At 59.7% G+C, this 23,248-nt stretch carries 17 protein-coding genes and 1 tRNA gene; 15 read left to right on the top strand and 3 right to left on the bottom strand.

The window, feature by feature from the left end; all coding sequences use genetic code 11:
• The first annotated feature begins 52 nt into the window (after positions 1 to 52).
• The 6 genes from OHL18_RS00410 (at position 53) to rplK (ending at position 2,701) form a co-directional block, all read left to right on the top strand.
• Positions 53 to 679, top strand: coding sequence for a Uma2 family endonuclease (locus tag OHL18_RS00410; RefSeq protein WP_263372860.1), 627 nt, complete (start codon positions 53 to 55; stop codon positions 677 to 679).
• A 206-nt stretch (positions 680 to 885) separates the two neighbouring features.
• The gene (gene rpmG / locus OHL18_RS00405; protein ID WP_263372859.1) at positions 886 to 1,035 is read left to right on the top strand and encodes a 50S ribosomal protein L33; all 150 of its coding nucleotides are present in this window, start codon (positions 886 to 888) and stop codon (positions 1,033 to 1,035) included.
• A 46-nt stretch (positions 1,036 to 1,081) separates the two neighbouring features.
• A tRNA-Trp gene (locus OHL18_RS00400) sits at positions 1,082 to 1,157 on the top strand.
• Between the two features lie 81 nt (positions 1,158 to 1,238).
• A complete protein-coding gene (secE, locus tag OHL18_RS00395; protein ID WP_184213997.1) occupies positions 1,239 to 1,508 on the top strand; it encodes a preprotein translocase subunit SecE in 270 nt (89 codons plus the stop codon).
• Between the two features lie 56 nt (positions 1,509 to 1,564).
• Positions 1,565 to 2,170 carry a transcription termination/antitermination protein NusG gene (gene nusG, locus OHL18_RS00390; RefSeq protein ID WP_263372858.1) on the top strand — a complete coding sequence of 202 codons (606 nt, stop codon included), beginning with the start codon at positions 1,565 to 1,567 and terminating at the stop codon, positions 2,168 to 2,170.
• Between the two features lie 96 nt (positions 2,171 to 2,266).
• Entirely contained in the window at positions 2,267 to 2,701 is a 435-nt protein-coding gene (gene rplK, locus OHL18_RS00385; protein ID WP_263372857.1) for a 50S ribosomal protein L11, read from the top strand.
• Between the two features lie 102 nt (positions 2,702 to 2,803).
• Here rplK and OHL18_RS00380 read toward each other — a convergent pair whose 3' ends face one another.
• From OHL18_RS00380 to OHL18_RS00370, 3 genes are all read right to left on the bottom strand, one after another.
• Positions 2,804 to 3,886: an SPL family radical SAM protein gene (locus OHL18_RS00380; RefSeq protein ID WP_263372856.1), complete on the bottom strand. Its 1,083-nt coding sequence runs from the start codon at positions 3,884 to 3,886 to the stop codon at positions 2,804 to 2,806.
• Positions 3,887 to 4,103: 217 nt separating this feature from the next.
• Complete coding sequence (locus tag OHL18_RS00375) at positions 4,104 to 5,531, bottom strand: NCS1 family nucleobase:cation symporter-1 (protein WP_263372855.1); 1,428 nt, start codon at positions 5,529 to 5,531, stop codon at positions 4,104 to 4,106.
• 274 nt (positions 5,532 to 5,805) lie between these two features.
• Entirely contained in the window at positions 5,806 to 9,024 is a 3,219-nt protein-coding gene (locus tag OHL18_RS00370; protein ID WP_263372854.1) for a TonB-dependent receptor, read from the bottom strand.
• 883 nt (positions 9,025 to 9,907) lie between these two features.
• Between OHL18_RS00370 and OHL18_RS00365 the strand changes: the two genes are divergently transcribed.
• From OHL18_RS00365 to OHL18_RS00325, 9 genes are all read left to right on the top strand, one after another.
• A complete protein-coding gene (locus tag OHL18_RS00365) occupies positions 9,908 to 12,481 on the top strand; it encodes a PSD1 and planctomycete cytochrome C domain-containing protein (protein WP_263372853.1) in 2,574 nt (857 codons plus the stop codon).
• Between the two features lie 13 nt (positions 12,482 to 12,494).
• Positions 12,495 to 13,871: a DUF1501 domain-containing protein gene (locus tag OHL18_RS00360; RefSeq protein WP_263372852.1), complete on the top strand. Its 1,377-nt coding sequence runs from the start codon at positions 12,495 to 12,497 to the stop codon at positions 13,869 to 13,871.
• 131 nt (positions 13,872 to 14,002) lie between these two features.
• On the top strand, positions 14,003 to 15,340 hold the full coding sequence (locus OHL18_RS00355) for an NAD(P)-dependent oxidoreductase (RefSeq protein WP_263372851.1): 1,338 nt from the start codon (positions 14,003 to 14,005) through the stop codon (positions 15,338 to 15,340).
• Positions 15,341 to 15,346: 6 nt separating this feature from the next.
• Positions 15,347 to 16,732 carry an NAD-dependent dihydropyrimidine dehydrogenase subunit PreA gene (gene preA, locus OHL18_RS00350; RefSeq protein WP_263372850.1) on the top strand — a complete coding sequence of 462 codons (1,386 nt, stop codon included), beginning with the start codon at positions 15,347 to 15,349 and terminating at the stop codon, positions 16,730 to 16,732.
• Between the two features lie 24 nt (positions 16,733 to 16,756).
• On the top strand, positions 16,757 to 17,998 hold the full coding sequence (locus OHL18_RS00345; protein ID WP_263372849.1) for a M20 family metallo-hydrolase: 1,242 nt from the start codon (positions 16,757 to 16,759) through the stop codon (positions 17,996 to 17,998).
• Positions 17,995 to 18,846, top strand: coding sequence for a PucR family transcriptional regulator (locus OHL18_RS00340; RefSeq protein WP_263372848.1), 852 nt, complete (start codon positions 17,995 to 17,997; stop codon positions 18,844 to 18,846). Before OHL18_RS00345 ends, OHL18_RS00340 begins: the two co-directional genes overlap by 4 nt.
• Positions 18,843 to 20,261, top strand: coding sequence for an aminotransferase class III-fold pyridoxal phosphate-dependent enzyme (locus tag OHL18_RS00335; protein WP_263372847.1), 1,419 nt, complete (start codon positions 18,843 to 18,845; stop codon positions 20,259 to 20,261). The genes OHL18_RS00340 and OHL18_RS00335 overlap by 4 nt, the downstream gene beginning before the upstream one ends.
• The gene (locus tag OHL18_RS00330) at positions 20,227 to 21,738 is read left to right on the top strand and encodes a CoA-acylating methylmalonate-semialdehyde dehydrogenase (protein ID WP_263372846.1); all 1,512 of its coding nucleotides are present in this window, start codon (positions 20,227 to 20,229) and stop codon (positions 21,736 to 21,738) included. The genes OHL18_RS00335 and OHL18_RS00330 overlap by 35 nt, the downstream gene beginning before the upstream one ends.
• Before the next feature lie 97 nt (positions 21,739 to 21,835).
• Positions 21,836 to 23,224 carry an amidohydrolase family protein gene (locus OHL18_RS00325; protein WP_263372845.1) on the top strand — a complete coding sequence of 463 codons (1,389 nt, stop codon included), beginning with the start codon at positions 21,836 to 21,838 and terminating at the stop codon, positions 23,222 to 23,224.
• The last annotated feature ends 24 nt before the right edge of the window (positions 23,225 to 23,248 follow it).

The raw sequence follows: 23,248 nt of genomic DNA, 5'->3' as shown, positions 1-23,248 counted from the left end.
GCTCGCCGTTTTCTTTTGTGTCGAGAGTCCTGTCAAGGAATAGAATGAGCGCATGGCTGCGCTCGCCGAATCCTTGGAGCTCGAAATTCTGTCGCTGACTGGGCTGACTATGCCGGTCACGTTGCGGCCTGCAAGGAAGCTTGGTGACATAGAGTTGATGGCTTTCTCGCGCCGCAACCGCCCCTATCGCATAGAGCAAAACGCAGAGGGAGAGCTGGAGATTATGACGCCACTGAATACCAAGGGTGGGTATCGTGAGATCTTCGTCGGTGCGAGGTTATTTGACTGGGCGGAAACGCACGGCGGCATGGTGTTTAGTTCGAGCGCGGGATTCACGCTGATCGACAACTCTGTGAGAAGTCCAGATGCGTCGTGGCTGTCTGGCGCTCAATGGAATGCTCTGACCGACGCTGAGCAACGGAGTTTTGCACCAGCGTGTCCGGAGTTTCTGGTGGAGATTCTTTCCGAATCTGACTCCCGTGTGAAGCTCGAAGAAAAGATGGAGATGTGGATTGCGAACGGCGCCCAGTTGGCCTGGATGATCGATCCGTTTGCCGGAGAAGTTCTTGTCTATCGGCCCGGACAGTCTGTCGAGCGGTTGGCGCGGCCGGAGTGGGTTGAAGCGGAGGCGGTGGTTCCAGGATTTCGGCTGGAGATGGCGCGGCTCTGGTCGAAATAAGCGCCGCTGAACTGGCGCTCAGGCCTGCTTTCGTGGATAATAGAAAGGTCGAGCGTGGCCTGACCGCTCCTCCTCCGCTACAATCAGGAATACGGGTTGCAGGCACCCCAAGCCTGCGTCGCGGCGTGTCGAGCGATCTGCATTTTGGTCGATTGACGGCTGCTTGCCAACCGAAGTGGTTGGCCATACAAGAGAGGATTCACCCAATGCGCGAGATCATTACCCTGCAATGTCCGACTTGCAAGAACCGGAACTACTCTACGACGAAGAACAAGAAGACGACCACCGGCCGCCTGGAGTTCTCGAAGTTCTGCAATACCTGCCGCAAGCACACGGACCACAAAGAGACGAAGTAAGCACCACCGCCGCGAAGGCCCTCTCAGAAAGGGGTTTTCGCGATACGGGGGAGTAAGCTCAACGGTTAAACTGTCGGTCTCCAAAACCGAACTTCTCGGTTCGAATCCGAGCTCCCCCGCCATTCGCCTCTATCCGATCGACTGGCATATGGGCGGGAATACTCCCAGGCATTGAGTTTCAGCATCACGAAAGCAGAGAAGTCATGGCGAAGGCGATAACAGTGACGGACGAGAGCCGCACAAATACCGGGATCGATAATCTGAAGGCGACACCTGCGCGTCTCGTGGAGTTTCTCAAGGACGTTCGCAGTGAGATGCGCAAGGTCATCTGGCCATCGCGAACCGATGTGCAGACGACGACGACCGTAGTTCTGGTCACGGTCTTCATCTTCGCGGCGTACTTCTGGCTGGTGGACAACATCATTGGCCGCGCTATTGAAGCTCTGCTGCACAAGCTCTCGACGCACTCCTAAGAGTTCAGCACCAACCGGTAGATGGCACGACGATGATGCATGAAGAAGGCACAACGATGGCGGCAGAAGAGATAATCCCGGAAGCAGCACAGCCCGAAGAACACCTTGAGCCACCGGTCAATGAGAATTTCAAGTGGTACATCATCCACGCTTACTCTGGCTTTGAGCGCAAGGTGCGCGAGTCGCTTGAGAGCCGCATCACCGCGTTCGGCCTGCAGAACCGCATCGGCCGGATCATGATTCCGACCGAGCCCGTGACCGAGCTGCGCAACGGCAAGAAGTACACGATCGAGCGCGTGTTTCTTCCCGGCTACGTTCTGGTTGAGATGGAGCTGGACAACGACCTTTGGCACGTCATCAAGAACACGCCTCGGGTTACGGGATTTCTTGGAACCGGTGACAGTCCGGTAGCACTCTCGGAGCAGGAAGTCAGCTCCATCCTCTTCCGCTCGGATGTGTCGAAGGACAAGCCGACGACGAAGATCAAGTTCGAGAAGGGCGAGCAGGTCCGCATCAACGAGGGCCCATTCGCCAACTTCAACGGCGCAGTCGACGACGTGAACGAAGACAAGCAGACCCTCAAGGTGATGGTCAGCATCTTCGGGCGCTCTACGCCGGTCGAGATCGAGTTCTCGAAGGTCGACAAGATGATCGACGAGTAGTTCTCGTCGCCGTCGTCAGTAAAGATTTTGGATTTCAATACTATTCAGCAGCCGGCTTTGAGCCAGGTGCTGGACGCATAAGAAGGAAGTACCGCAATGGCACCGAAGAAGATCACCGGATACGTAAAGCTTCAGATCACTGGCGGAAAGGCTACCCCGGCACCCCCGGTCGGCCCCGCTCTCGGACAGGCTCAGGTCAACATCATGGAGTTCTGCAAGCAGTTCAACGCTCGCACCTCGACTCCTGAGATGACCGGCATGACCATCCCCGTCGTCATCACCGTGTACGCGGACCGCAGCTTCAGCTTCATCACGAAGACGCCGCCTGCGGCTGTTTTGCTGTTGAAGGCTGCTGGCATCCCCAAGGGATCCGGCACCCCGAACAAGACCAAGCTGGGCAAGGTCACCGAGAAGCAGATTATCGCGATCGCGACGCAGAAGATGCCGGACCTGAACTCGACCACGGTCGAGGCTGCCGCGAAGAGCATCCGCGGTACTGCTCGCTCGATGGGCATCGAAGTTGTAGCCTAGTCATTTCCTTTCAGCAGTAAGAGCTTGAGGATCTTCCGAACCGTCTCCAGATTTTTGTGGTGGCGGGGCTGGGAGATCCTCGCTCTTTTCCTATCCCTATATTCATCCGAAGAGCATCTGCTGGCGGGGCGCGCCGACGTTGACGGCTGGCCTTTTCGCTGCGCCGATGTCGCGGGTGAGAAGAGCGTCGGAAGAGCGCGGTGCGAGCCCATGCTTTCGGCAGACTTTGTCCACTCTCTGGCTTAGTAACTTCCGATAGGGTGTGGCTGCAAAGTCGGCCGTAGCGAATCGAGCTGCGTAGTCCGCTTCAAGATTCGGGAAGTGTTCTTGAACGAACTTGAAGAACGTTGGCCGCGAGCAGGACTTCAGGAACAAGGGGTTGGCGGCAAAGAAGCTCGCATCTACTGCGGACGCGCGGGAGGCCATGGCATTCAGTGCAGCTTCTGAGTCGGTGATTCCGGGGAGAAGTGGGCAGCAAAGTATTCCGGCCGTGAGTCCTGCCTGCCGGAGCTTGCGGACCGCTTCGAAGCGCAGGTCTGGTCGTGGGGCGCGTGGTTCCAGAAGGCGTGCGAGTGCGGCGTCGGGCGTGGTGATGGTGACGTGCAGGACGAGGGTATTGCGGGCGGCGATCTGCTGAAGGAGGTCGATGTCGCGGGTGATGAGACGCGACTTCGTGACGATGCCGAGGCGGTAGCCGGACTTTCTCGAGAAGACTTCAAGCAGGCTGCGCGTGATCCGCACTCGGCGTTCGATTGGCTGGTAGGGATCGGTTGCGGTGCCGAGGGCGATCTCCTGAGTGGGGTCGATGTGGCGAAGCTCCTGTTCGAGCAGCCATGCGGCGTTTCGTTTGAGATAGATCTCGTGCTCGAAGGCGTCGTGGCTTGTCATGGTGGTTCCGGCCTCAACACTCGATCGTCCGGGAGCGAGGAACTCATGGGTGTAGCGGGCGTAACAGTAGCGGCAGGCGAACTCGCATCCGCGGTATGGGTTGATGGAGTAAGCGAGGGAGAGTTGGCGCTTCGATACCGATTTGTTGAGGATGCTCCGGACTTCTAGGGACTTGAACTGGATAAGGTGGCCGTCATCGGCGTGTCGCGCGCTGGCGGCTAGACGGGCGATTCCGACTCGGGGAGGGGGATCGGAGTCGAGGATGGGGAAGAGGTACGAGCCGATTTTTTTCGCCATATGTTCGCCTAAACCTGAGGCTACGGCGATGCATGGGATTCGTCAAGCGGCGCATGACGCCGCAGGCTTGGAGCTGTTCTTCGAGCGCGGAGATTTGCTTCGTTCCAGCTTTCGAAGCCGGGAAGAGGCCGGACAAAGCGGAATGCGGGGGTCGCTCCACTACGCCACGCGATGACGCCGCGTGGCTCCGGTCGAGATGACGTGTTTTAGACAGGTCTTAGAGGGCTTCCTCGACCACGAGCGGTTGATCCAGTGAACGCACTTCTTCAGGGGTGAAGGCTCGCATCAGGACGACGTAGATAGCGCTTGAGAGGAAGAAGCCGACAAACCAGGCATAGTCGTAGAGGAAGCGCAGCGACGGGATGACCAGGCCGCAGAGGGCGACGATGACCCCGATCACGAGGGCTGCAATCGCCCTGGGGTTGAAGCCCTTGCTGTACTCGTAGGGGCCGCCTCGATGATAGAGAGAGCTGACGTCGAGGCGTGTGCCGCGGATGAGGAAGTAGTCGGCGACCATGATTCCAGCGACGGGGCCGAGCAGAGCGGAGTAGCCGACGAGCCATCCGAAGATGTAGTTGCCGAAGCTGCTCATCAGCTTCCAGGGCATCATGGCGAGGCCGAGGAGGCCGGTGATCATGCCGCCGGTGCGGAAGCTGATGAGTCTTGGTGCCAGGTTCGAGAAGTCGTTCGAGGGAGAGACCACGTTTGCGCCGATGTTCACGTTGAGCGTGGCGACGAGTAGGGCGATCAGGGCGAGGAAGGCGATGTACGGTTGATGGAAGCGGCCGATGAGCGTGATCGGGCTCCAGATGGGCTCGCCGAAGACGACCGTCGAGGCTGAGGTGACGGCGATGCCGATGAAGGAGTAGAAGGTCATCGCAACGGGGAGGCCGAAGGCCTGGCCGAAGATCTGCGATTCCTGCGATTTGGCGTAGCGGGTGAAGTCGGGGATGTTCAAGGACAACGTCGCCCAGTAGCCGACCATGGCCGTGAGCATGGGGAAGAAGAAGTGGAGGAAGCTGCCGGTGGTCTTGAACTGGCTGGGCGCGGAGAGCATGGGCCCGAAGCCGCCCGCCTTGTGAACCATCCACACCAGGAGCGTGAGCGACATGACGAGCATGAAGGGTGCGGAGAAGCTTTGCAGGAAACGGATCGATTCGACGCCGCGCCACACGATGACCATATTCAAGCACCAGAAGCCGAGGAAGCAGGCCCAGAGAACCCATGGCATATGGGCCGACGCGGGCCAGAGTACGTTGACCATGGCGGCGATCGCCTGTCCGCCGAGCCAGGACTGAACACCAAACCATCCGCAGGCGACGATCGCCCGCAGGATGGCAGGGATGTTGGCGCCGCGCAATCCAAAGGAGGCACGCACGAAGACGGGGAAGGGGATGCCGTACTTGGCGCCCGCATGGGCGTTGAGGAGCATCGGGATGAGCACGATCAGGTTGCCCAGCAGGATGGTGAACAGCGCCTGCTTCCAGTTCATGCCGCCCGCGATCAACGACGAGGCGAGCATGTAGGTGGTGATCTCCATCGACATGGAGAACCAGAGGGCGATGTAGTTGTAGGTCCCCCAAGTGCGCTGCTCGGGCGTTGTGGGGGCAAGGTCTTCGTTGGTAAGACTCGTCGCTTGGATCATGCGTGCTCCTGCAGGTCGGAGTGGATCTTGAAGTGATTATGGCTTAGGGGCCTGTCTCATCGCCTCGAAATTTGCATCTCTTCGGTTTGAGAGCTAAAGCAAAGACGAATGCGGGGGTCTCTCCACTACGCCGTGCGATAGAGCCGCACGGCTCCGGTCGAGATGACGAGTGTTGGGGCAGATTCTTAAGCGGAACAGGAGCCCGGCACCCCCTGACGATGTCAGGTTCGCGTGCTGGACTCCTGTTCCGGTTATGGGTGCGTCTTCGCTGGGCTTAGAACTTGTAGGCGAAGGAGAACTGGAAGATGCGCGGCGGGTGTGACTGGTCGACCGCGGTGAGGGTCTGGAAGCCACCGACACCGCCGTTGGGAACCAGCGTGCAGGTCTGGTTGATCGTCTTGCCGTCACCGCAGTTTTCGCCGGTGGCATGGTACTGCACCTGGTTGATGCCGCTGCCGGCGTAGACGAAGTAGTTGGCGGAGTTCAACAGGTTGAAGGCCTGCACCTTCAAGTTGATGGTCTGGTTCTCCTTGATCTTGATGGAGCGCTCGATGCCGAGGTCAACCTGGGTGGTCCCGGGACCGGTGAAGGAGTTGATGCCTTCACCCGGGGAGAGGCCGCCCTGATTGCCGCCGCCCACTAGGCCTGCCGCAGTGTTCGCGGTCGCCTGGTTGGCTGCTGAGTCGTTGAGCGTTGCACCAAGGGCAGACGTTGTCACCACGCCGGTGTACGGACGGCCAGCGTTGATCTGCGTGATCATGCTGACTCTCCAGCCGTTCAGCGCAGACCGTGCCATGGCGTTCTCTGTCTCGATCGTCGGCGCATAGACTGCGGCGAGCGAGAGCCGCTGGCGCTGGTCCAGCAGCGAGAGACCGTGCGTGTCGCTGAAGTCGAACTGGTTGTCGAAGTCCACGCCGCTCTGCGTGCTCTTTGCCAGCGTGTAGGAGACGATGAAGTTGAGACCCTTCGTCGCCTGCCGGTTCAACTGCACGAAGAGCGAGTTGTAGTTGTCGATGCCGGGGCTGATGAGCGTGTTGATCTGACCGAGAGCCGAGGTGAGGTAGCCTTCCTTCAATAGATTGCTGTCGAGGTTTGGCTTCACCACGGTCTGTCCGCTCGGGAGGATGTAGGTGGTGGTTCCCGTCGGCGGCGTCAGGTTCTGGTCGTAGGCTGTCGAGCTGGTCAGGTGCATGCCGTGCGACCAAAGGCTGCCGACGGTGAGGATCGTTCCCTTGGCAATCTCCTGGTCCACCTGCAGGCTTGCGTTCACGACTGAGGGCGTCTTGTAGTTGCTGGCGACGGCGACGATGTTTCCGCCGCTGGCGAAGTTCGAGTTTGAAGACGGTAGAGCTGCGGGGAATGATGGGCTTTGGGTTGAAGCAACGGTAGCGGGGCTGAAGTCGAACAACTCAGCCTGGGTCTGGGAGACGCCGTTCTGCTGCGTCGAGTTCTGGTAGTTGCCGCCGACGAAGATCTCGTAGTAGAGACCCGCACCGCCGCGAACCACCGTCTTCTCAAACGGATTATAGGAGAAGCCTAGGCGAGGAGAGACGCGCTGATATTGGTTGTGAAACGTCTGGGTCGAGGGAACCAGCGGATTGCCTGCTGGGCTCGGATACTTCTGGAAGTCTTCGCGAATGCCGCCCGTGAGGGTGAGATTGCGGGACGCCTTCCAGGTGTCGTTTACAAAGAATCCGACAAAGGGATCGCTGAAGTTGTACTTCGAGTTGCCGGCTGTCTGTTCGAAGATGTTCCACTTGCCCAGAGCGAAGTCTTCCAGGCTGAGGAAGATGTACTGGCCGTAGAAACTGCCCGGATTGTTGTTCGAGATGGAGTCGTAGTTGACGCTCGCGCCGGCGTCGATCTGGTGCTTGCCGACGAGGTAGGTGAAGTGGTCCGCGATCTGCGATTGATACTCGCGCAGATTGTTGTAGGTGAACGTGGGGTTGCCGAGCAGAAGCGTTCCCGGTGCGGAACCGGTGATGATCATCTCGGGCGTCGTTGGGGTCTGGGCGAGACCTGAGGGGTGATAGAGCTGCTCGTCGCGAACGTAGCTGATGTAGCGATCTTCGACCAGCGCCGAGGTGTAGGTGTGCGTCATGTGGATCGTTGCGACGTGGTCGCGAACGCCGTTGTCGCCGAGTAGTTCATCGCCACCGAATGACTCCGGGCTGAAGGTGATGATGCCGCCTGCGGACTGGAAGTGGTTGTAGTTGTAGAGCGCGGTCAGGTGGGTCTTGTCGCTGATCGCCCAGTCCAGCTTAGGGAAGAGTTCCCAGTCGTCACGACGGCGAGCTCTGGGGCCGAGGTTGGAGTGAATGACGTTCAGAGCGTTCGCCACGCCTTGGAGATAGATGGGGTTCTGTGGGTTCGCAGTAACATCGTTCTCCGCGATGTTCGCGGCGACGGGATAGTGACTGTTTGGGGTGGGCAGCGCGGTGCCCGCAGGTACGCCAAAGCTGGCCTCAGTCGTAGCGGCTTCGCCCTGATTCACGGCGTACAGGGGATCCTTGTGACGCTGCTGTTCGTAGTCGAAGTAGAAGAACATCTTGTCGCGGATGATGGGGCCACCGATGTCCGCGCCAAACTGCTGCAGGACGTTCAGTGGACGAGGATTGCCATTGGCCTTGTCGATGGCATCGTTCGCGCCGGTTCCCGAGTTGCGGTTGTAGTAGAAGGCGTCGCCGTGGAACTTGTTGGTGCCGGACTTGGTCACGGTATTGATGAAGCCTGCGCCCGCGCCGCCGTAGCTGGAGTCATAGACGTTGGCCTGGACCTGGAACTCCTGGATGGACTGGAGGCCGAAGACGTAGGGAATGCGGGTGAAGCCGCGGTTATCGCCGTAGTAGTAGCTGGTGGAGTCGACGCCGTCAACGGTGAACGAGGTGGAACCGTTGGCGTTCGAGGCGCCGCCGGCGGTGTTGTTGTAGCCGGAGAGGTCGCCGCCCGATTGGCCGGCAAAGCTGATGTGGCCAAACTGACCGTCGGCAACGACGTTGGGGGTGAGCAGGACGAGGTCGGTGTAGCGGCGGCCGCTCAAGGGAAGACCTTCGATGGTGTCGCGCTGGACGAGAGTTCCGACGGTGGTGTCGGAGGGGTTGAGCGCGGAGCCTGCGTCGCTGATGACGTTGACCGTGTCGCTGGCTTCGCCGATCGCCAGCGTCGCTTCTGCGTCGGTGGTGTGGCCGACGGCCACGACGAGGCCCGCAATCTTTACCGTCTTGAAGCCGGTGGAGACGACGGAGACGTCGTAGACGCCGATCTTTAGGGCGGGGAAGCTGAAGATGCCGACATCGTTCGAGGTCGAGGTCGAGCGTTCGCCCGTCGCTTCATTGACCGCTGTCACGGCCGCATGTGCGACCACCTGGCCGCCCGGATCGTGGACGGTACCGGTCATCGCGCCGGTGGAGACGGCGTTTTGCGCGAGTGAGAGGGTGCTCGAGAGCGCGAGCGCCAGACACAGCTTCCAGGAAGAACGGACGGAGAAAGGCATAGAGATTCCCTCGTGATTTGTGCGTTGTATTTTCTGTGCGGCCGAGTCGGGAACGTACGTTACTGCGTTCGGCGTGGAACGTAGCACGATACGGAAAGATAAAGAACTACCCATCGCCGCGTGGAGTAGCGGCGACCTTTGCTGAAAGGGTGAAGCCCGCCCGCGACGGGCGGGGGATGATGAGCCATCTCCTCCCGCATGGTGCGGAGTCTTCGTTCAGGATTCTGATTTGTGCCTGTTGAAGTCTGGAGCGTAGCGATGATCGTGGTCTGTGTCAAGATTTTACGCGACTGCAACCACCGCTGTCGTCGCCATGTGGTAAACGGATCGGCGGGGTGTCGACGCTAAGTGGCTCGGAGTCCAATAGATATCAATCGATACTGTGGTTTATACGCTCGCATCGAACGCTCACTTTAAGGTGGTTGATGCGTATTTTCCGGGCTCGATGTTTTTGACACGATGTCTCTTGTTTCGCAGGCCACGCGAGAGTTATCGTTACGGTATCGTCGCGAGCAAAATCAACTGAAGTCATGGGGCCTTCAAGTTCACGTGATCGGGTTGATCCATCACCGCCGATGGCCGCTCGTTTCCGTGTTCCCCGCGAGCCGTTGAGAGGCTGGCCCCCCGCTTGTGCCGAGTCTCTTCTCCAAATCACATCTGCGTGTCTGTACCGATCGCTCCTGTAGCCGGATGTCTTGCGTTTCCGTCTTCAGAACGAAGCATCCATCTTTCTCACGAGGTGTATCCACGGATGCAGGGTTGCCGCTTCTTCTGCCCGATGACTCTTCGCGATCGCGTATCGCCTCGGGCCGCTTGCGTCTTGATTGCTTGGGCTGTTGTGGCTTTCACGGGAGGCAGTCCACGCGCTGTCGCGCAGACAGATGTGTTTCGTAAGGATGTCCAGCCAATCCTCGAAAAGAATTGCTATAGCTGCCATACCGACAAGATGCGCGGCGGCCTGAGGCTGGACTCTCGCGATGCGATGTTGAAGGGCGGTGGATCGGGACCTGCACTCGTTCCGGGGAATCCTGAGAAGAGCCTGCTCTACAAGGCGATCTCGTACAAGAACGAAGACCTGAAGATGCCGCCCAAAGGGCCGCTTTCGAGCGACGATGTCGCGACCATTGCGAAGTGGATCAAGGCAGACGCGCTGATGCCGATTGCGGAGGGCGCGCCTAAGGCCTCGCCTGAGGTGGCTTCCGCGGAGGCAGAGTTCTTTGAGACCAAGGTGCGTCCGCTGCTGGCGAGCAAGTGCTATAGCTGCCATACGCAGTCGCAGTCGGGCGGATTGCGGCTGGACTCTCGCGATGCGATGATGAAGGGCGGCAAGGACGGCGCGGTGCTCGACCTGAGCCATCCGGACGCGAGCCTGCTGGTGAAGGCGATTCACTATCAGGACGCATCGTTGCAGATGCCTCCGCGCAAACAGATGGAGCCGGCAGAGATCGCCGTGCTTGAGGAGTGGATCAAAGGCGGGGCGTTCTGGCCTGCTGGAGCCTCAAAGCCTGTCGGGATGCAGGTCACCGCGAAGGACCGCGAGTTCTGGTCGTACAAGGTCCCGGTGAAGCCGGCCGTGCCTGCTGTATCGGGCAAGTGGGCCTATAACGATGTCGATCGCTTCGTACTCGCGAACCTTGAGGCGAATCAGCTCAAGCCGGTGCGTGACGCGGACAAGCGTACTCTGCTGCGGCGCGTGACCTTTGATCTGACTGGTCTGCCTCCGACTCCGCAAGAAGTTGATGCGTTTCTCGCCGACAAGTCGCGCGATGCTTATCCGAAGCTGGTTGAGCGGCTGCTGGCATCGAAGGCCTATGGCGAGCGCTGGGGGCGCATCTGGCTCGATGTCGTGCGCTACTCCGATACTTCCAGTAATACGGCTGACTATCCCGTGCCGGACATCTACAAATATCGGGACTACGTGGTGCAGGCGTTCCAGCAGGACAAGCCGTATGACCGCTTCATCAAGGAGCAGATCGCGGGTGACCTGCTGCCCGCGGCGACGGAGGCTGAGCACTGGCAGAACGTCATCGCCACGGGATATCTCGCGAACACGAACATCACCGAAGATCCGATCAGCGATGCGGTCGACAACATTGGACATGCGTTCCTTGCGACGACGGTAGCCTGTGCCCGTTGCCATGACCACAAGTTCGATCCGATTCCTACGGCGGACTACTACGGCATCTATGGCGTGCTTGCGAGCACTCACTTTGCAACTACTGGTACGGAGGAAGTACGGTACCAGCGTGGTCTCATCTATCGTGACCCGAAGGCGGTCGATAGTCAGGAGTACAAGGACTTCGAAGAGCAGTTGAAGCCGATTGCGGACTCGATTCACGCCGTGATTCAGCTTCCTTACTTCGACGATATTCTGCCCTTGCTGCAGGCGCGGCGGATGGCGCTGTTTCAGAACGCGCCGCACTTTGAGACGGCCTATGCGGTCTCTGAAGGCACACCGCACGACGAGCGGATACAGCACTACGGCAGCAAGAAGGACCTTGGCGATGAGGTGCCTCGGCACTTTTTGCAGGCGCTCGGGGGGTCTGAACTACCAGCGGATACGAAGGGCAGCGGAAGGCTGGAGATGGCGAACTGGATCGCCTCGCCGCAGAATCCTGTGACGGCCCGCGTGATGGTGAACCGCATCTGGCAGGGCCACTTCGGGTGCGGCATTGTTGCGACACCAAACGACTTTGGCAGCAGGGGAGCGGCTCCAAGCAATCAGAAGCTGCTCGACTACATGGCTACGGAGTTCGTCGAGAAGGGCTGGTCGATCAAGGCGATGCACCGCATGATCCTGCTCTCGCATACGTACCAGTTGTCGAGTGACGACTCGCCGGAAGCGGAGAAAGTGGATGCGGAGAACGCGATGCTCTGGCGGCACTCGCGCACGCGCATGGACGCGGAGGAGATTCGCGATGCGATGCTGGCGACCTCGGGCAAGCTCGACACGTCACCTGCCGGGCCACAGCCGTTTCCGCCCGAGGCGGAGTGGAACTACTCCGGCCATGCGCCGTTCCATGCTGTGTATGAGACGAACCATCGCACGCTGTATGTGATGGCGCAGCGTAGCCGACGGCATCCTTACCTTGGGCTGTTCGATGGAGCGAATCCTTCCGCAAGCGTGGCTACAAGAGAGACCAGTGTCACTCCGCTACAGGCGCTTTACTTCATGAACGCGTCGTTCCCGAAGGAGTGTGCGACGGCGTTGGCGAAACAACTGGATCAACCCGGCAAGTCGGACAAGGACGAAGTCCGGGCAGCGTTTTTGAAGATCTATGGACGGCCTCCTGATCCCCAGGAGAGTGATGCGGCAACGAAGTTCGTTCAGCAGACGAGTGCGATCTACGTGGCGCACAGCTCGGGTGAGCAGGATGAGAAGAAGATGCATACGCAGGCGCTGGGCAATCTGATCCAGGCACTCTATGCGAGCAACGAGTTCATGTTTATCGACTGAAAGAAGGTCCACGATGACGACACGCAATCCCATGAACCGCCGCCACTTCATCAATTCACTTGCGAGTGCCTCGCTGTTTCTTCCGGGCGTACTGCATGAGCTACTGGCGCAGTCGTCTTCGTCCGAACCTGCGAATCCGCTGGCCGCGAAGGAACCTATGTTTCCGGCGAAGGCGAAGCGCGTCATCTTTCTTTGCATGAGCGGTGGAGCTTCGCACGTCGATACGTTTGACCCCAAGCCGAAGCTGATTGCCGACAGCGGCAAGCCGTACAAGGGAGATTTTCTGTCGGCGCCACGCTGGGAGTTCAAGCGCTATGCGAAGTGCGATACGCAGGCGAGTTCGCTCTTCCCACACGTGGGCGCGATGATGGACGACATCTGCGTGATCCGGTCGATGAAGAACGACTTCCCGAACCACGTGCAGGCGAACATGGGGCTGCATGGCGGCTCCGTGGTGCAGGCGCGGCCGAGTATGGGGTCGTGGGTGAGCTACGGGCTTGGAACGGTGAACCAGAACCTGCCTTCGTTCATGGTGCTGGCTCCGGAGATGCCCTATGGCGGCACGATGCCGTGGGACGCGAACTTCCTTCCCGCGTGCCATCAAGGCGTACACGTCGGCTCGGATGGAGAGCCGATTCCGAACATGCTGCGGACGGATCTTGCCGACGTGCAGGACAAGGAGCTTGGCCTGATCAGCTTCTTCAACCAGAAGCATGAGGCAGCGCGGGGCGGTGACTCCACGCTTGCGGCTCGCATCAAGAGCTTTGAGACCGCGCACGGAATGCAGACGCAGGCACCAGAGGCTTTTGATCTTACGAAGGAGACCGACGCTACGCTTGCGCTCTATGGGCTTGAGCGTGGCAGCACCAAGGGATTCGCGTGGCAGTGCCTGATGGCGCGTCGGCTTGCTGAACGCGGCGTCCGGTTTATCGAGTTGATTGATATCGGATCGAACCAACTCATCAACTGGGACGCGCACGCCGATATGCAGACGCACGTGCCGCTGGCGAAGAACGTCGACCAGCCTATTGCGGCTTTGCTGAAGGACCTGAAGTCGCGGGGGATGTTCGATGAGACGTTGGTGGTGTGGAGCACGGAGTTTGGACGCAGGCCAGGAGATACCAACCCCAAGGCGAAGGGGCGCACGCATCACTCCGATTGCTACACCTCGTGGATGGCCGGCGGCGGGATCAAGGGCGGTATCACCTATGGCGAGTCGGACGAGTATGGCTACCAGATCGTCAAGGACCAGGTGCATGTCCACGACCTGCATGCGACGATGCTGCACCAGCTTGGCATCGACCACAAGAAGCTTACGTATCGTTACGCAGGCCGAGACTACCGGCTGACTGATGTATCGGGGCGAGTGGTGAACGAGATTATCGCTTAGTGGGGAGTTGATCTCGCTGCCGAAAAATCCTCTACTCTTTACAGAGTGACTGTTGTTCGCGGCGCTCTCTTTCCGTAATATGCAGACTTCACCCTTGCGACAAAGTCACTTCGGAGGAAGCTGTGGATCCAGTGGATGTACGCTGTTCCGGTTCGACCCCAGGTCTCGAAGAGACCTACGCGCCGCTGACGAGCGCGGCGGCGGTTCGCGAGTCCCATCGCTGTCTCTATTGCTACGACGCTCCGTGCACGCACGCGTGTCCGACTCACATCGACATTCCAGGCTTTATCAAGAAGATTGCTTCCGCGAATCTGCTGGGTTCGGCGCAGACCATTCTTGAGTCAAATCTGCTGGGCGCTACGTGTGCGAGGGTCTGCCCGGTGCAGGAGCTCTGCGAAGGCTCGTGCGTGCTTGGACCTTCGAGCAGCCCGATAGCGATCGGTCGCCTCCAGCGGTACGCAATGGACTACGTGTATGACCGGGGCGTGCAGGTGGTGACCGCGGGGCCGCCGACGGGGCGCAAGGTTGCGGTGATCGGCTCTGGCCCGGCGGGGCTTTCGTGCGCGGGCGAACTAGCCCGAAGGGGACATAACGTAACCGTCTTCGAGAAGCGCGATCTTGCGGGCGGACTTTCGACTTACGGAATTATTTCGCTGCGTGAGCCGGTAGAAATCGCGCTGGCAGAGGTGGCGATGATCGAGCAGCTTGGGGTCACGGTGGTTACTGGGCGGGAGCTTGGTGGCGATTTGTCACTGGCCGAGCTACAAAAGGACTTCGATATCGTTGTGCTGAGCGTTGGACTTGGCCGCTCGCCGCAACTTGGCATACCAGGTGAAGAGCACGTGCTTGACGGGCTTGTCTATGTTGAGGGAAGCAAGGTCGCTGAGGTGCCGCTTGTGATCGGTAAGCAGGTCGTGGTCGTGGGCGCGGGCAACACGGCGATCGACTGCGCGACGATTGCGAAGCGTTTGGGCGCGGAACGAGTCACCATCGTCTACCGGCGCAGCGAGAGGGAGATGACGGCCTATCCGCATGAGGTGGAGTTCGCTATGAAGGAGGGCATCGAGTTCCGCTTCCTCGCGCAGCCTGTGGAGACGATCCTTGAGGCTGGCGCAGTTACGGGTCTTCGTTGTGTGCAGATGCGGCTTGGAGCGCCGGACGCGTCAGGACGGGCCACATCGACGCCGGTCCCAGGCAGCGAGTTTGTGATTGAGGCGGACCAGATTGTGAAGGCTATTGGCCAGCAGAAGCCTTCTATCGCAACGGCGCTGGGATTGAAGACGGCGAATGGGTACATTGCCGTCGATGAGGGCTTTGAGACGAGCATCGCGGGGGTCTTTGCGATCGGCGACTGCATTCGTCATCGAGGTGAGGCTTCGACGGTGATGGCCGTGCAGGATGGCAAGATGGCCGCGCAGGCGTTGCACGCGCGACTGGCACAGATCGAAACCGCAGTGGCAGGAGCATAACGAATCATGGCCGATCTGAGCATCAACTTTGCAGGCATCAAGTCGCCGAACCCTTTCTGGCTGGCCTCCGCGCCGCCTTCGAACTCCGGCATGCAGGTCCATCGCGCCTTCGAGGCGGGCTGGGGCGGCGCGGTGTGGAAGACGATTGGCGCGCCGGTGCTGAATATCTCGAACCGCTACGGTGCGTGGCACTATGGCGGACAGCGGATGCTGGCGATCAACAATATTGAGCTTATCTCCGACCGGCCGCTCGATGTAAACCTGCGTGAGATCGCCGAGGTAAAGCGGGCTTGGCCTGATCGCGCTGTCGTCGTCTCGGCGATGGTCGAGCCGAAGGCCGAGGCGTGGAAGAAGATCGTAATGCAGATCCAGGACACAGGCGCGGATGGGATCGAGCTGAACTTTGGATGCCCGCACGGCATGAGCGAACGGGGCATGGGCTCCGCTGTCGGGCAGGTGCCGGAGTATTGCGAACAGATCACGGGATGGGCGATGAGTGCAGCCACCATCCCGGTCATCGTGAAGCTGACACCGAACATTACGAACGTCGTCGTTCCCGCGCACTCCGCGATCAATGCCGGGGCCAATGCTCTCTCGCTGATCAATACGATCAACTCCATTGTGGGCGTCGATCTGGATACGCTTGCGATCACGCCTAGCATTGGCGGCAAGGGAGGCCATGGCGGCTACGCGGGGCCGGCGGTGAAGCCGATCGCGTTGAACATGCTTGCTTCGCTCGGCGCGGATGAGAAGGTGATGAACTCCGGTTTGCCTATCTCAGGCATGGGCGGTATCTCGACGTGGCAGGATGCTGCGGAGTTCCTGCTGCTGGGCGCGACGAGTTTGCAGGTGTGCACGGCCGTGATGCACTACGGCTTTCGAATCATCGAAGATCTTTGCAATGGGCTTTCGAACTGGATGGATGAGAAGGGCTACGCGACGATCGATGATGTGGTTGGTAAGAGCCTGAACCGGGTCTCGGAGTTCAAGCACTTCGACCTTGCCTTCAAGGCCGTGGCGCGGATTGATCAGGAGGCGTGCATCAAGTGCAACCTCTGCTACGTTGCCTGCAACGACACGACTCACCAGTGCATCGACCTGGTCTCGCCTGTGGGTGAGATTGTGCAGCCTTACTCCTACGACGTTCGTTCGAATGGCAAGCATGAGGCCGTGGGGACGCGTGCGCATCCCGTCGTGCGTGAGGCGGATTGCGTTGGATGCAGGCTCTGCTATAACGTGTGCCCGGTCGACAACTGCATCGAGATGGTTGAAGTGGCGCCGGAGCGCGCGTCGACCACATGGGACGAGATCTCGCGCAACGAGCCCGCCGTGACCGAAGACTGGGATGCGATGGCGAAGTATCGCGAGACGCACGGTATACATATCCACTAGACTGATCCGCTAACGAGGAGTTCCGTGCCCGCAGACCCGATGCAAGTGATTGCCGACCTCGAAGAGCTCCGCGCGCTCACCGCCGATGAGAACGGCGCGCAGCGCGTTGCGTTCACTCCGACGTGGCAGAAGGCACGGGATTGGTTCGGGGCGAAGCTCGACGGTCTTCCTGTGCAAAGGCATATAGACGCGGCAGGGAATGTCTGGGTCACAATCCAGGGCGCTTCGAAGCGGTCGCTGGTCATCGGCAGTCATCTCGATTCGGTGCCGAACGGCGGATGGCTTGATGGATGCCTCGGCGTGATAGCTGGGCTTGGGGTGCTGCGTGGACTTGCGGAAACCTACGACGGCAAGCCGCCGTTCACCGTGAAGCTTGTGGATTGGGCCGATGAAGAAGGCGCACGGTTTGGCCGCAGCTTGTTTGGGTCTTCGGCGTTCGCAGGGACGCACAGTATCGCTGCTGATCGAGTGCGCACAGATCGCGATGGGGTCACGCTTGAAGAGGCGCTTCGGGCCAGCGGCATTGACATCGAACGCATTGGCGATGCTACGAGTGAACGGGACGACATCGCCGCATATCTTGAGCTTCATATTGAGCAGGGGCCAGTGCTGGAGCGACTCGGGCTTCCGCTTGGAGTCGTTCTCGGGACCAAGGGCGTGGAGCGGTATGCGATCAACTTCGAAGGACAGGAGGCACACTCGGGTTCGACGCCCATGGGGGATCGTCGCGATGCGCTAGCACCCGCAGCAAAGCTTGCGCTGGAACTGCGCGCGATCGCGGGCAAGCATGCCGATGCCGTCTGCACGATGGGCAGCGTCAAGACCTTTCCTGGAATCGTGACCGCTGTTGTGGGGCGATGCGAGGTGACGCTGGACCAGCGCGATCTCGATGCAGATTTCTTGGCCACGATGCTGCGCGAGGCGCAGGAGGCAAGCGAGCGATTCGCCGGAGAAGAGCGTTGTTCGGTGAAGTGGTCGCGCATCTGGAGCATTGAGCCGGTACCGTTTCATCCTGACTTGATCGAGCTTTGCGATAGGGCCATTCGCGAGACGACCGCGACTTCGTATCGGCTTCCGTCGGGGCCGCTGCATGACGCGGCCGAGGTCGCGCGAGTGGGAATTCCGACCGTGATGATGTTCGTGCAATCGTTGCGCGGCATCAGCCACAACAAGATTGAGGACACACGCAAGGAAGATCTCGTCTTGGCTGTTGAAGCATTCGATCGACTTGCAACGAAGACGCTTGCATGGATGGAGGGCCAATGAATGTGAATCGCGCTGCTTTAGAGCGGCAGCCTGTAGCGATCGACTCAAGCACGCGCGGGGCGTTCCGCCAGGGAACGGCGCTGCCGTCGCTTGAGACGGTACTGAACCTCCCCGCGTTTCGCAGCGCGGAGTTGATCTGCGGAGGCGCGCAGATCGACCAGCCGGTGACATGGGTCCACGTCTCGGAGATCATGGACATCTGGCGATTTCTTTCGGGTGGCGAACTTCTGCTGAGCACTGGCCTCGAGTTGATGCGGGTGAGTTCAGCAACGAGAAGAGCCTACATTCGGGGCCTGTCGAAGGCTGGAATCCGTGCCTTGGGCCTCGAACTCGTGCAGTGGATTACGGAGGTTCCCTCGGAGCTTCTTGAGACCGCTCGGGAACTCAACTTTCCCATCGTTGTCTTCAGGACTGAGGTTAGTTTCCGTGAGCTGACGCGGGCGGCGCACCAGGAGATTCTTCGGCCCACGCCAAGCCACGGACTTGAAACGACGCTTGACACGATCCTCAATTCATTGATCGAGACGGGCCGCGACCGGCAGTTTTTGCAGCGCGAGCTTGGGCCTTTGCTGTCGCTACCGCCGCGTCCGCGCACGACTCTGCTCGTCACGCTTGAAGCGCTTCTTGACGCGCAGTTCAATATAGCTGCAGCAGCGCGCAACCTGGGCGTCCGCCGCCAGAGCGTCTATTACCGACTCGATCAGCTTACGGGCCTGCTCGGCTCGCTTGACGACCCCTCGCGCAAGCTCGGTTTCCTGGTCGCGTTCGCTCTGCTGCGTTCGAGTCATCCACAGTTGACGGCCTCTGAAAGACCAACATCCCGCATCGAGAAGGAGCGTCGCGTATGAGCACGCAGATGATAGAGATTGAAGTAATCCAACAGGCTGAACGCACATCGCAGGAGATCGTTCAGGAGAATCGCGACTACACGTTATTTTCGTGGTCGGTACAGGGCGCGGCAAACCCGATGCTGATGAAGCGCGCTGAGGGTGTTTACTTCTGGGATGGCGATGACAATCGCTGGCTGGACTTCAGCGCGCAGCTCATCAACATGAATGTTGGCCACCAGCATCCCAAGGTGCTTGACGCGATTAAGAAGCAGGTGGATCAGCTTTGCTTTGCCGGGCCTGGATTTGCGACGGAGCCGCGTGGGGTTCTGGGTAAGAAGCTCGCGGAAGTGACGGGACTTGCGAAGGCGTTCTTCACACTCGGTGGCTCTGAAGCTAACGAGAACGCGATGAAGATCGCTCGACTCTTCACGGGCCGCAACAAGATCATCACGCGCTATCGTTCCTATCACGGCGCGACGATGGGATCGATGACGGCCTCTGGCGATCCGCGCCGCTGGCCGGTAGAGCCCGGCATTCCAGGCGTAGTGCGGGCCTTCGATCCTTACTGCTATCGCTGTCCGTTTGGTCAGAAGGTCGAGACCTGCCATCGCGAGTGCGTCTCGCACATCGAAGAGATCATCCAGATGGAAGGGCCGAACGAGATCGCTGCCATCATGGTTGAAGGCATCACCGGGTCGAACGGCATTCTTGTCCCGCCGGATGACTACTATCCGAAGTTGCGTTCTCTCTGCGATAAGTACGGCATCCTGTTGATTGATGACGAAGTGATGAGCGGCTTCGGTCGCACGGGCAAGTATCTGGCCACGCAGCACTACGGCATCAAGCCGGACATTGTCACAGCAGCGAAGGGGCTAACCAGCGGATACATGCCGCTGGGCACGGTCATCGTCTCCGATGCGATTGCGCAATACTTCGAGACGCATATGCTTTATGGCGGCCTTACCTATAGCGGTCATCCTGTTTCTTGTGCTGCGGCCAACGCGAATCTTGCTGTCTATGAAGAAGAGGCGATCTTCGAGAATGTCGATACGCAAGGCGTTTACCTCTCTGATCGCCTGACTGCGATCAGGAACAGGTTCGACTGTGTTGGGGATGTCCGTTCCATCGGCCTCTTCAGTGTCATTGAACTTGTGAAGGATAAGGCTACCAAGGAGCCGCTTGCTCCCTTCAACGGCACGAGCGCCGAGATGGCAAAGCTGGCCACCTATCTGAAGTCGCAGCATCTTTACGCATTCACCCGATTCAACATGCTGTGGGTGTGCCCGCCACTGGTCATCACGCAGCAGCAACTCGCTGAGGGACTCGACATCATTGAACGGGGACTTGCCCTCGTCGACGAAGCGCTCCAGCACAGCCGCAACAATCCGGAGGAAGTCCATGCCCCAGTCCGTCTCACAAGCGCTTCTCATTAATCACCGCATCGGCGGCGTCTCCAGCGAAAGCGTGTCGGGCCGCACGGGTCCGGTGTGGAACCCGGCAACCGGACAGCAGATCGCCGAGGTCAACTTCGCCTCGGTTGAGGACGTTGATCATGCGGTTGCAGTTGCCAAGTCGGTGTTTCCAGCATGGCGCGCGACACCGCTCTCCCGGCGGGCAGAGATTATGTTCAAGCTGCGCGGGCTGATCGACGCGAACCGCGAGCGGCTTGCAGAGATTGTCGCAACGGAGAATGGCAAGACCCTGGCCGATGCTCGGGGTGAAGTTGCTCGGGGACTTGAAAATGTAGAGTTCGCATGTGGCATCTCGAATCTGTTGAAGGGAAGTTACTCGGAGCAGGCAAGCACGGGGGTCGATGTCTACCAGCTTCGCCAGCCGCTCGGAGTTGTGGCGGGAATCACTCCTTTCAACTTCCCGGTGATGGTGCCGTTGTGGATGCTCGCAAACGCAATCGCCTGCGGGAATGCCTTTATCCTGAAGCCATCCGAGAAGGTGCCTTCGGCGAGCCTGTTCCTTGCGGAGCTGGCGCAGCAGGCGGGAGTTCCCGATGGCGTGCTGAATGTGCTGATGGGCGACCGTGTTGCTGTTGACCGGTTGCTCGCGCATCCTGATGTCCGGGCGATCAGCTTTGTCGGCTCGACTCCGATTGCGCGTTATATCTACGAGACAGGCACGCGCAACGGTAAGCGAGTGCAGGCTTTGGGCGGGGCGAAGAACCACATGCTGGTTCTGCCTGATGCTGATGTCGAAGCTGCGGCCGATGCTGCCGTATCTGCCGCGTATGGTGCAGCAGGGCAGCGTTGCATGGCTATTTCGGTGATCGTTGCTGTCGGTAGCGTCGCTGATCCACTAGTTGCTGCGATTCGCAAGCGCATTCCGAAGATCAAGGTCGGGCCGGGGCTCGAACAGGGGAGCGAGATGGGGCCGCTGGTGACTCGTGAGCAAAGGGATCGCGTGGCGGGATTTCTTGACTCGGCGATTGCCGATGGTGCTACGGTTACCGTCGATGGACGGGAAGAGTCTGCGTCGAAGGGTGACGGGTTCTTTCTTGGAGCTTCGCTGATCGACAACGTTGCGCCGGGAACGCGCTGCTATAACGAAGAGATCTTTGGGCCTGTGTTGAGCGTCGTTCGCGTCGAGACCTATGCCGAGGGGTTGAAGATCATCAACGAAAACGAGTTCGGTAACGGCACGGCGATCTTCACGCAGAACGGGGGCGCGGCGCGGCAGTTTCAGTTCGATGTCGAGGTGGGCATGGTCGGCATCAACGTGCCGATTCCTGTCCCGGTTTCCTCGTATAGCTTTGGTGGATGGAAGTCTTCGCTCTTCGGCGACCTGCATATGTATGGCCCGGAGGGTATTCAGTTCTACACGCGCGGCAAGGTGGTCACGAGCCGTTGGCCTGACCCTGGGACGAGCAAGGTTGACCTTGGTTTTCCCCAGGTTCGCTGATTTTGATGTGACGGGTAGAGAGGCTGGAGACGCAGATTCCCTAGGGAATGACAAAGGGAAGTTACGTGAGCAGGTGATTGATAAGAGGAGCTTCCCTTTGCGTCCAAATTTGAGCGTTGCCGCTGCCGTGCTCTCATTCTGTGTATGGGCTTGCCACGCGCAGGCGCAGCATCTTGCGCTTCGCGGAACGGTGGTTACGCCTTCCGGCCCGGTCGACCATGCAACCGTGCTGATCGAAGCTGGGAAGATCACGGCCATCGGCGCGGATCTTGTTCTGCCTCCGGGCTCAAAGGTGATCGAGACCGACGGTACTATCTACCCTGGACTCATTGATCTGCATAACCATGTGACCTGGAACGTACTGTCGCGATGGAGTTCAGGAGTAAAGTCGGGCGCGCGGTACGACTGGCAGCAGTTGCCGGAGTACCGGATGGCGCTGAATGTCCCCCACGAAAAATTCGTCGCGGAGGGGCACGGATGCGCTGCGGAGCGCTATGCGGAGGTCAAGGCGATTGCAGGGGGAGCGACCTCACAGGCCGGCCTCTATCCCAACGATTTGACATCGCCCGGTCGGTCGACCGCTCCGGCGACGATGCAGCCTGACTGCCTTGGTGGTCTTGTGCGAGAACTGGGCGTGGCGTCGCGTCTTTACCCCGACGAAGCTGCTGAGAAGCTGCGCTATGAGGTGTTCCCGCTGGCGCTGGATACAGCCCACACTGCGGCGCTGATGGATGGGCTTCGCGATCATACGATCAACGCTGCCATGTTTCACATCGCCGAAGGTGCTTCCGACAATGCCAGCGCCAGGCGTGAGTTCGCGATGCTGCAGGCTCGGGGACTTCTGCTTCCGGGTGTGAGCATCATCCACGGTGTCGCCTTGTCGAAAGAAAACTTCGCGGTGATGGCGAAGATGGGTGTCGGCCTCGTCTGGTCGCCGCACAGCAACTTCGAGCTCTACGGCAGCACTGCGGATGTCGCCGGCGCGAAGGAGGCTGGAGTAAAGATGGCGATCGCGCCTGACTGGAGCCCGACTGGTTCGGACGGCATGTTGCAGGAGCTGAAGTATGCCGCCATCTGGAATGCGACGCAATCGCCTGCGCCGTTTACAGATCGCGACCTCTTTGAGATGGCGACGCAGAATGCTGCGGAGCTTGGCGGGATTTCTGATCAGACGGGCACGCTTGCCGTCGGCATGCGGGCTGACCTTCTTGTACTCAAGGCTAGCGGTGGCGATGCGTACTCGCAGTTGGTGCATTCCTCTCCAGCCGACGTGGAGATGGTGGTCGTCGACGGCGTTGCCGTTTACGGAGACGCGAAGCTGATGCAACAGGCACGTGGTGCCGCCACATCCATGGCGATGGTCTGCGGAGAGCCGAAGGGCATCGGGTTCGCCTCGGCTGCGACATGGTCCGCTACGGTGTCGGAGTTGGCCCCAGCTCTCGCTCGCTGGGGAGCGGCACTCTCACCGCTGGCCGATTGTCACTGAAGCGACTTCAGCTTGGATTAAGCT

The organism is Granulicella aggregans, from assembly GCF_025685565.1.
GTDB lineage: Bacteria > Acidobacteriota > Terriglobia > Terriglobales > Acidobacteriaceae > Edaphobacter > Edaphobacter aggregans_B.
This window is presented reverse-complemented; position numbering and strand designations above follow the sequence as displayed.

What these genes read in the sequence shown, in the direction of transcription:
- OHL18_RS00410 (WP_263372860.1), top strand. Translation starts at nt 53, where the DNA reads ATGGCTGCGCTCGCCGAATCCTTGGAGCTCGAAATTCTGTCGCTGACT.
- rpmG (WP_263372859.1), top strand. Translation starts at nt 886, where the DNA reads ATGCGCGAGATCATTACCCTGCAATGTCCGACTTGCAAGAACCGGAAC.
- secE (WP_184213997.1), top strand. Translation starts at nt 1,239, where the DNA reads ATGGCGAAGGCGATAACAGTGACGGACGAGAGCCGCACAAATACCGGG.
- nusG (WP_263372858.1), top strand. Translation starts at nt 1,565, where the DNA reads ATGGCGGCAGAAGAGATAATCCCGGAAGCAGCACAGCCCGAAGAACAC.
- rplK (WP_263372857.1), top strand. Translation starts at nt 2,267, where the DNA reads ATGGCACCGAAGAAGATCACCGGATACGTAAAGCTTCAGATCACTGGC.
- OHL18_RS00380 (WP_263372856.1), bottom strand. Translation starts at nt 3,886, where the DNA reads ATGGCGAAAAAAATCGGCTCGTACCTCTTCCCCATCCTCGACTCCGAT.
- OHL18_RS00375 (WP_263372855.1), bottom strand. Translation starts at nt 5,531, where the DNA reads ATGATCCAAGCGACGAGTCTTACCAACGAAGACCTTGCCCCCACAACG.
- OHL18_RS00370 (WP_263372854.1), bottom strand. Translation starts at nt 9,024, where the DNA reads ATGCCTTTCTCCGTCCGTTCTTCCTGGAAGCTGTGTCTGGCGCTCGCG.
- OHL18_RS00360 (WP_263372852.1), top strand. Translation starts at nt 12,495, where the DNA reads ATGACGACACGCAATCCCATGAACCGCCGCCACTTCATCAATTCACTT.
- preA (WP_263372850.1), top strand. Translation starts at nt 15,347, where the DNA reads ATGGCCGATCTGAGCATCAACTTTGCAGGCATCAAGTCGCCGAACCCT.
- OHL18_RS00340 (WP_263372848.1), top strand. Translation starts at nt 17,995, where the DNA reads ATGAATGTGAATCGCGCTGCTTTAGAGCGGCAGCCTGTAGCGATCGAC.
- OHL18_RS00335 (WP_263372847.1), top strand. Translation starts at nt 18,843, where the DNA reads ATGAGCACGCAGATGATAGAGATTGAAGTAATCCAACAGGCTGAACGC.
- OHL18_RS00330 (WP_263372846.1), top strand. Translation starts at nt 20,227, where the DNA reads ATGCCCCAGTCCGTCTCACAAGCGCTTCTCATTAATCACCGCATCGGC.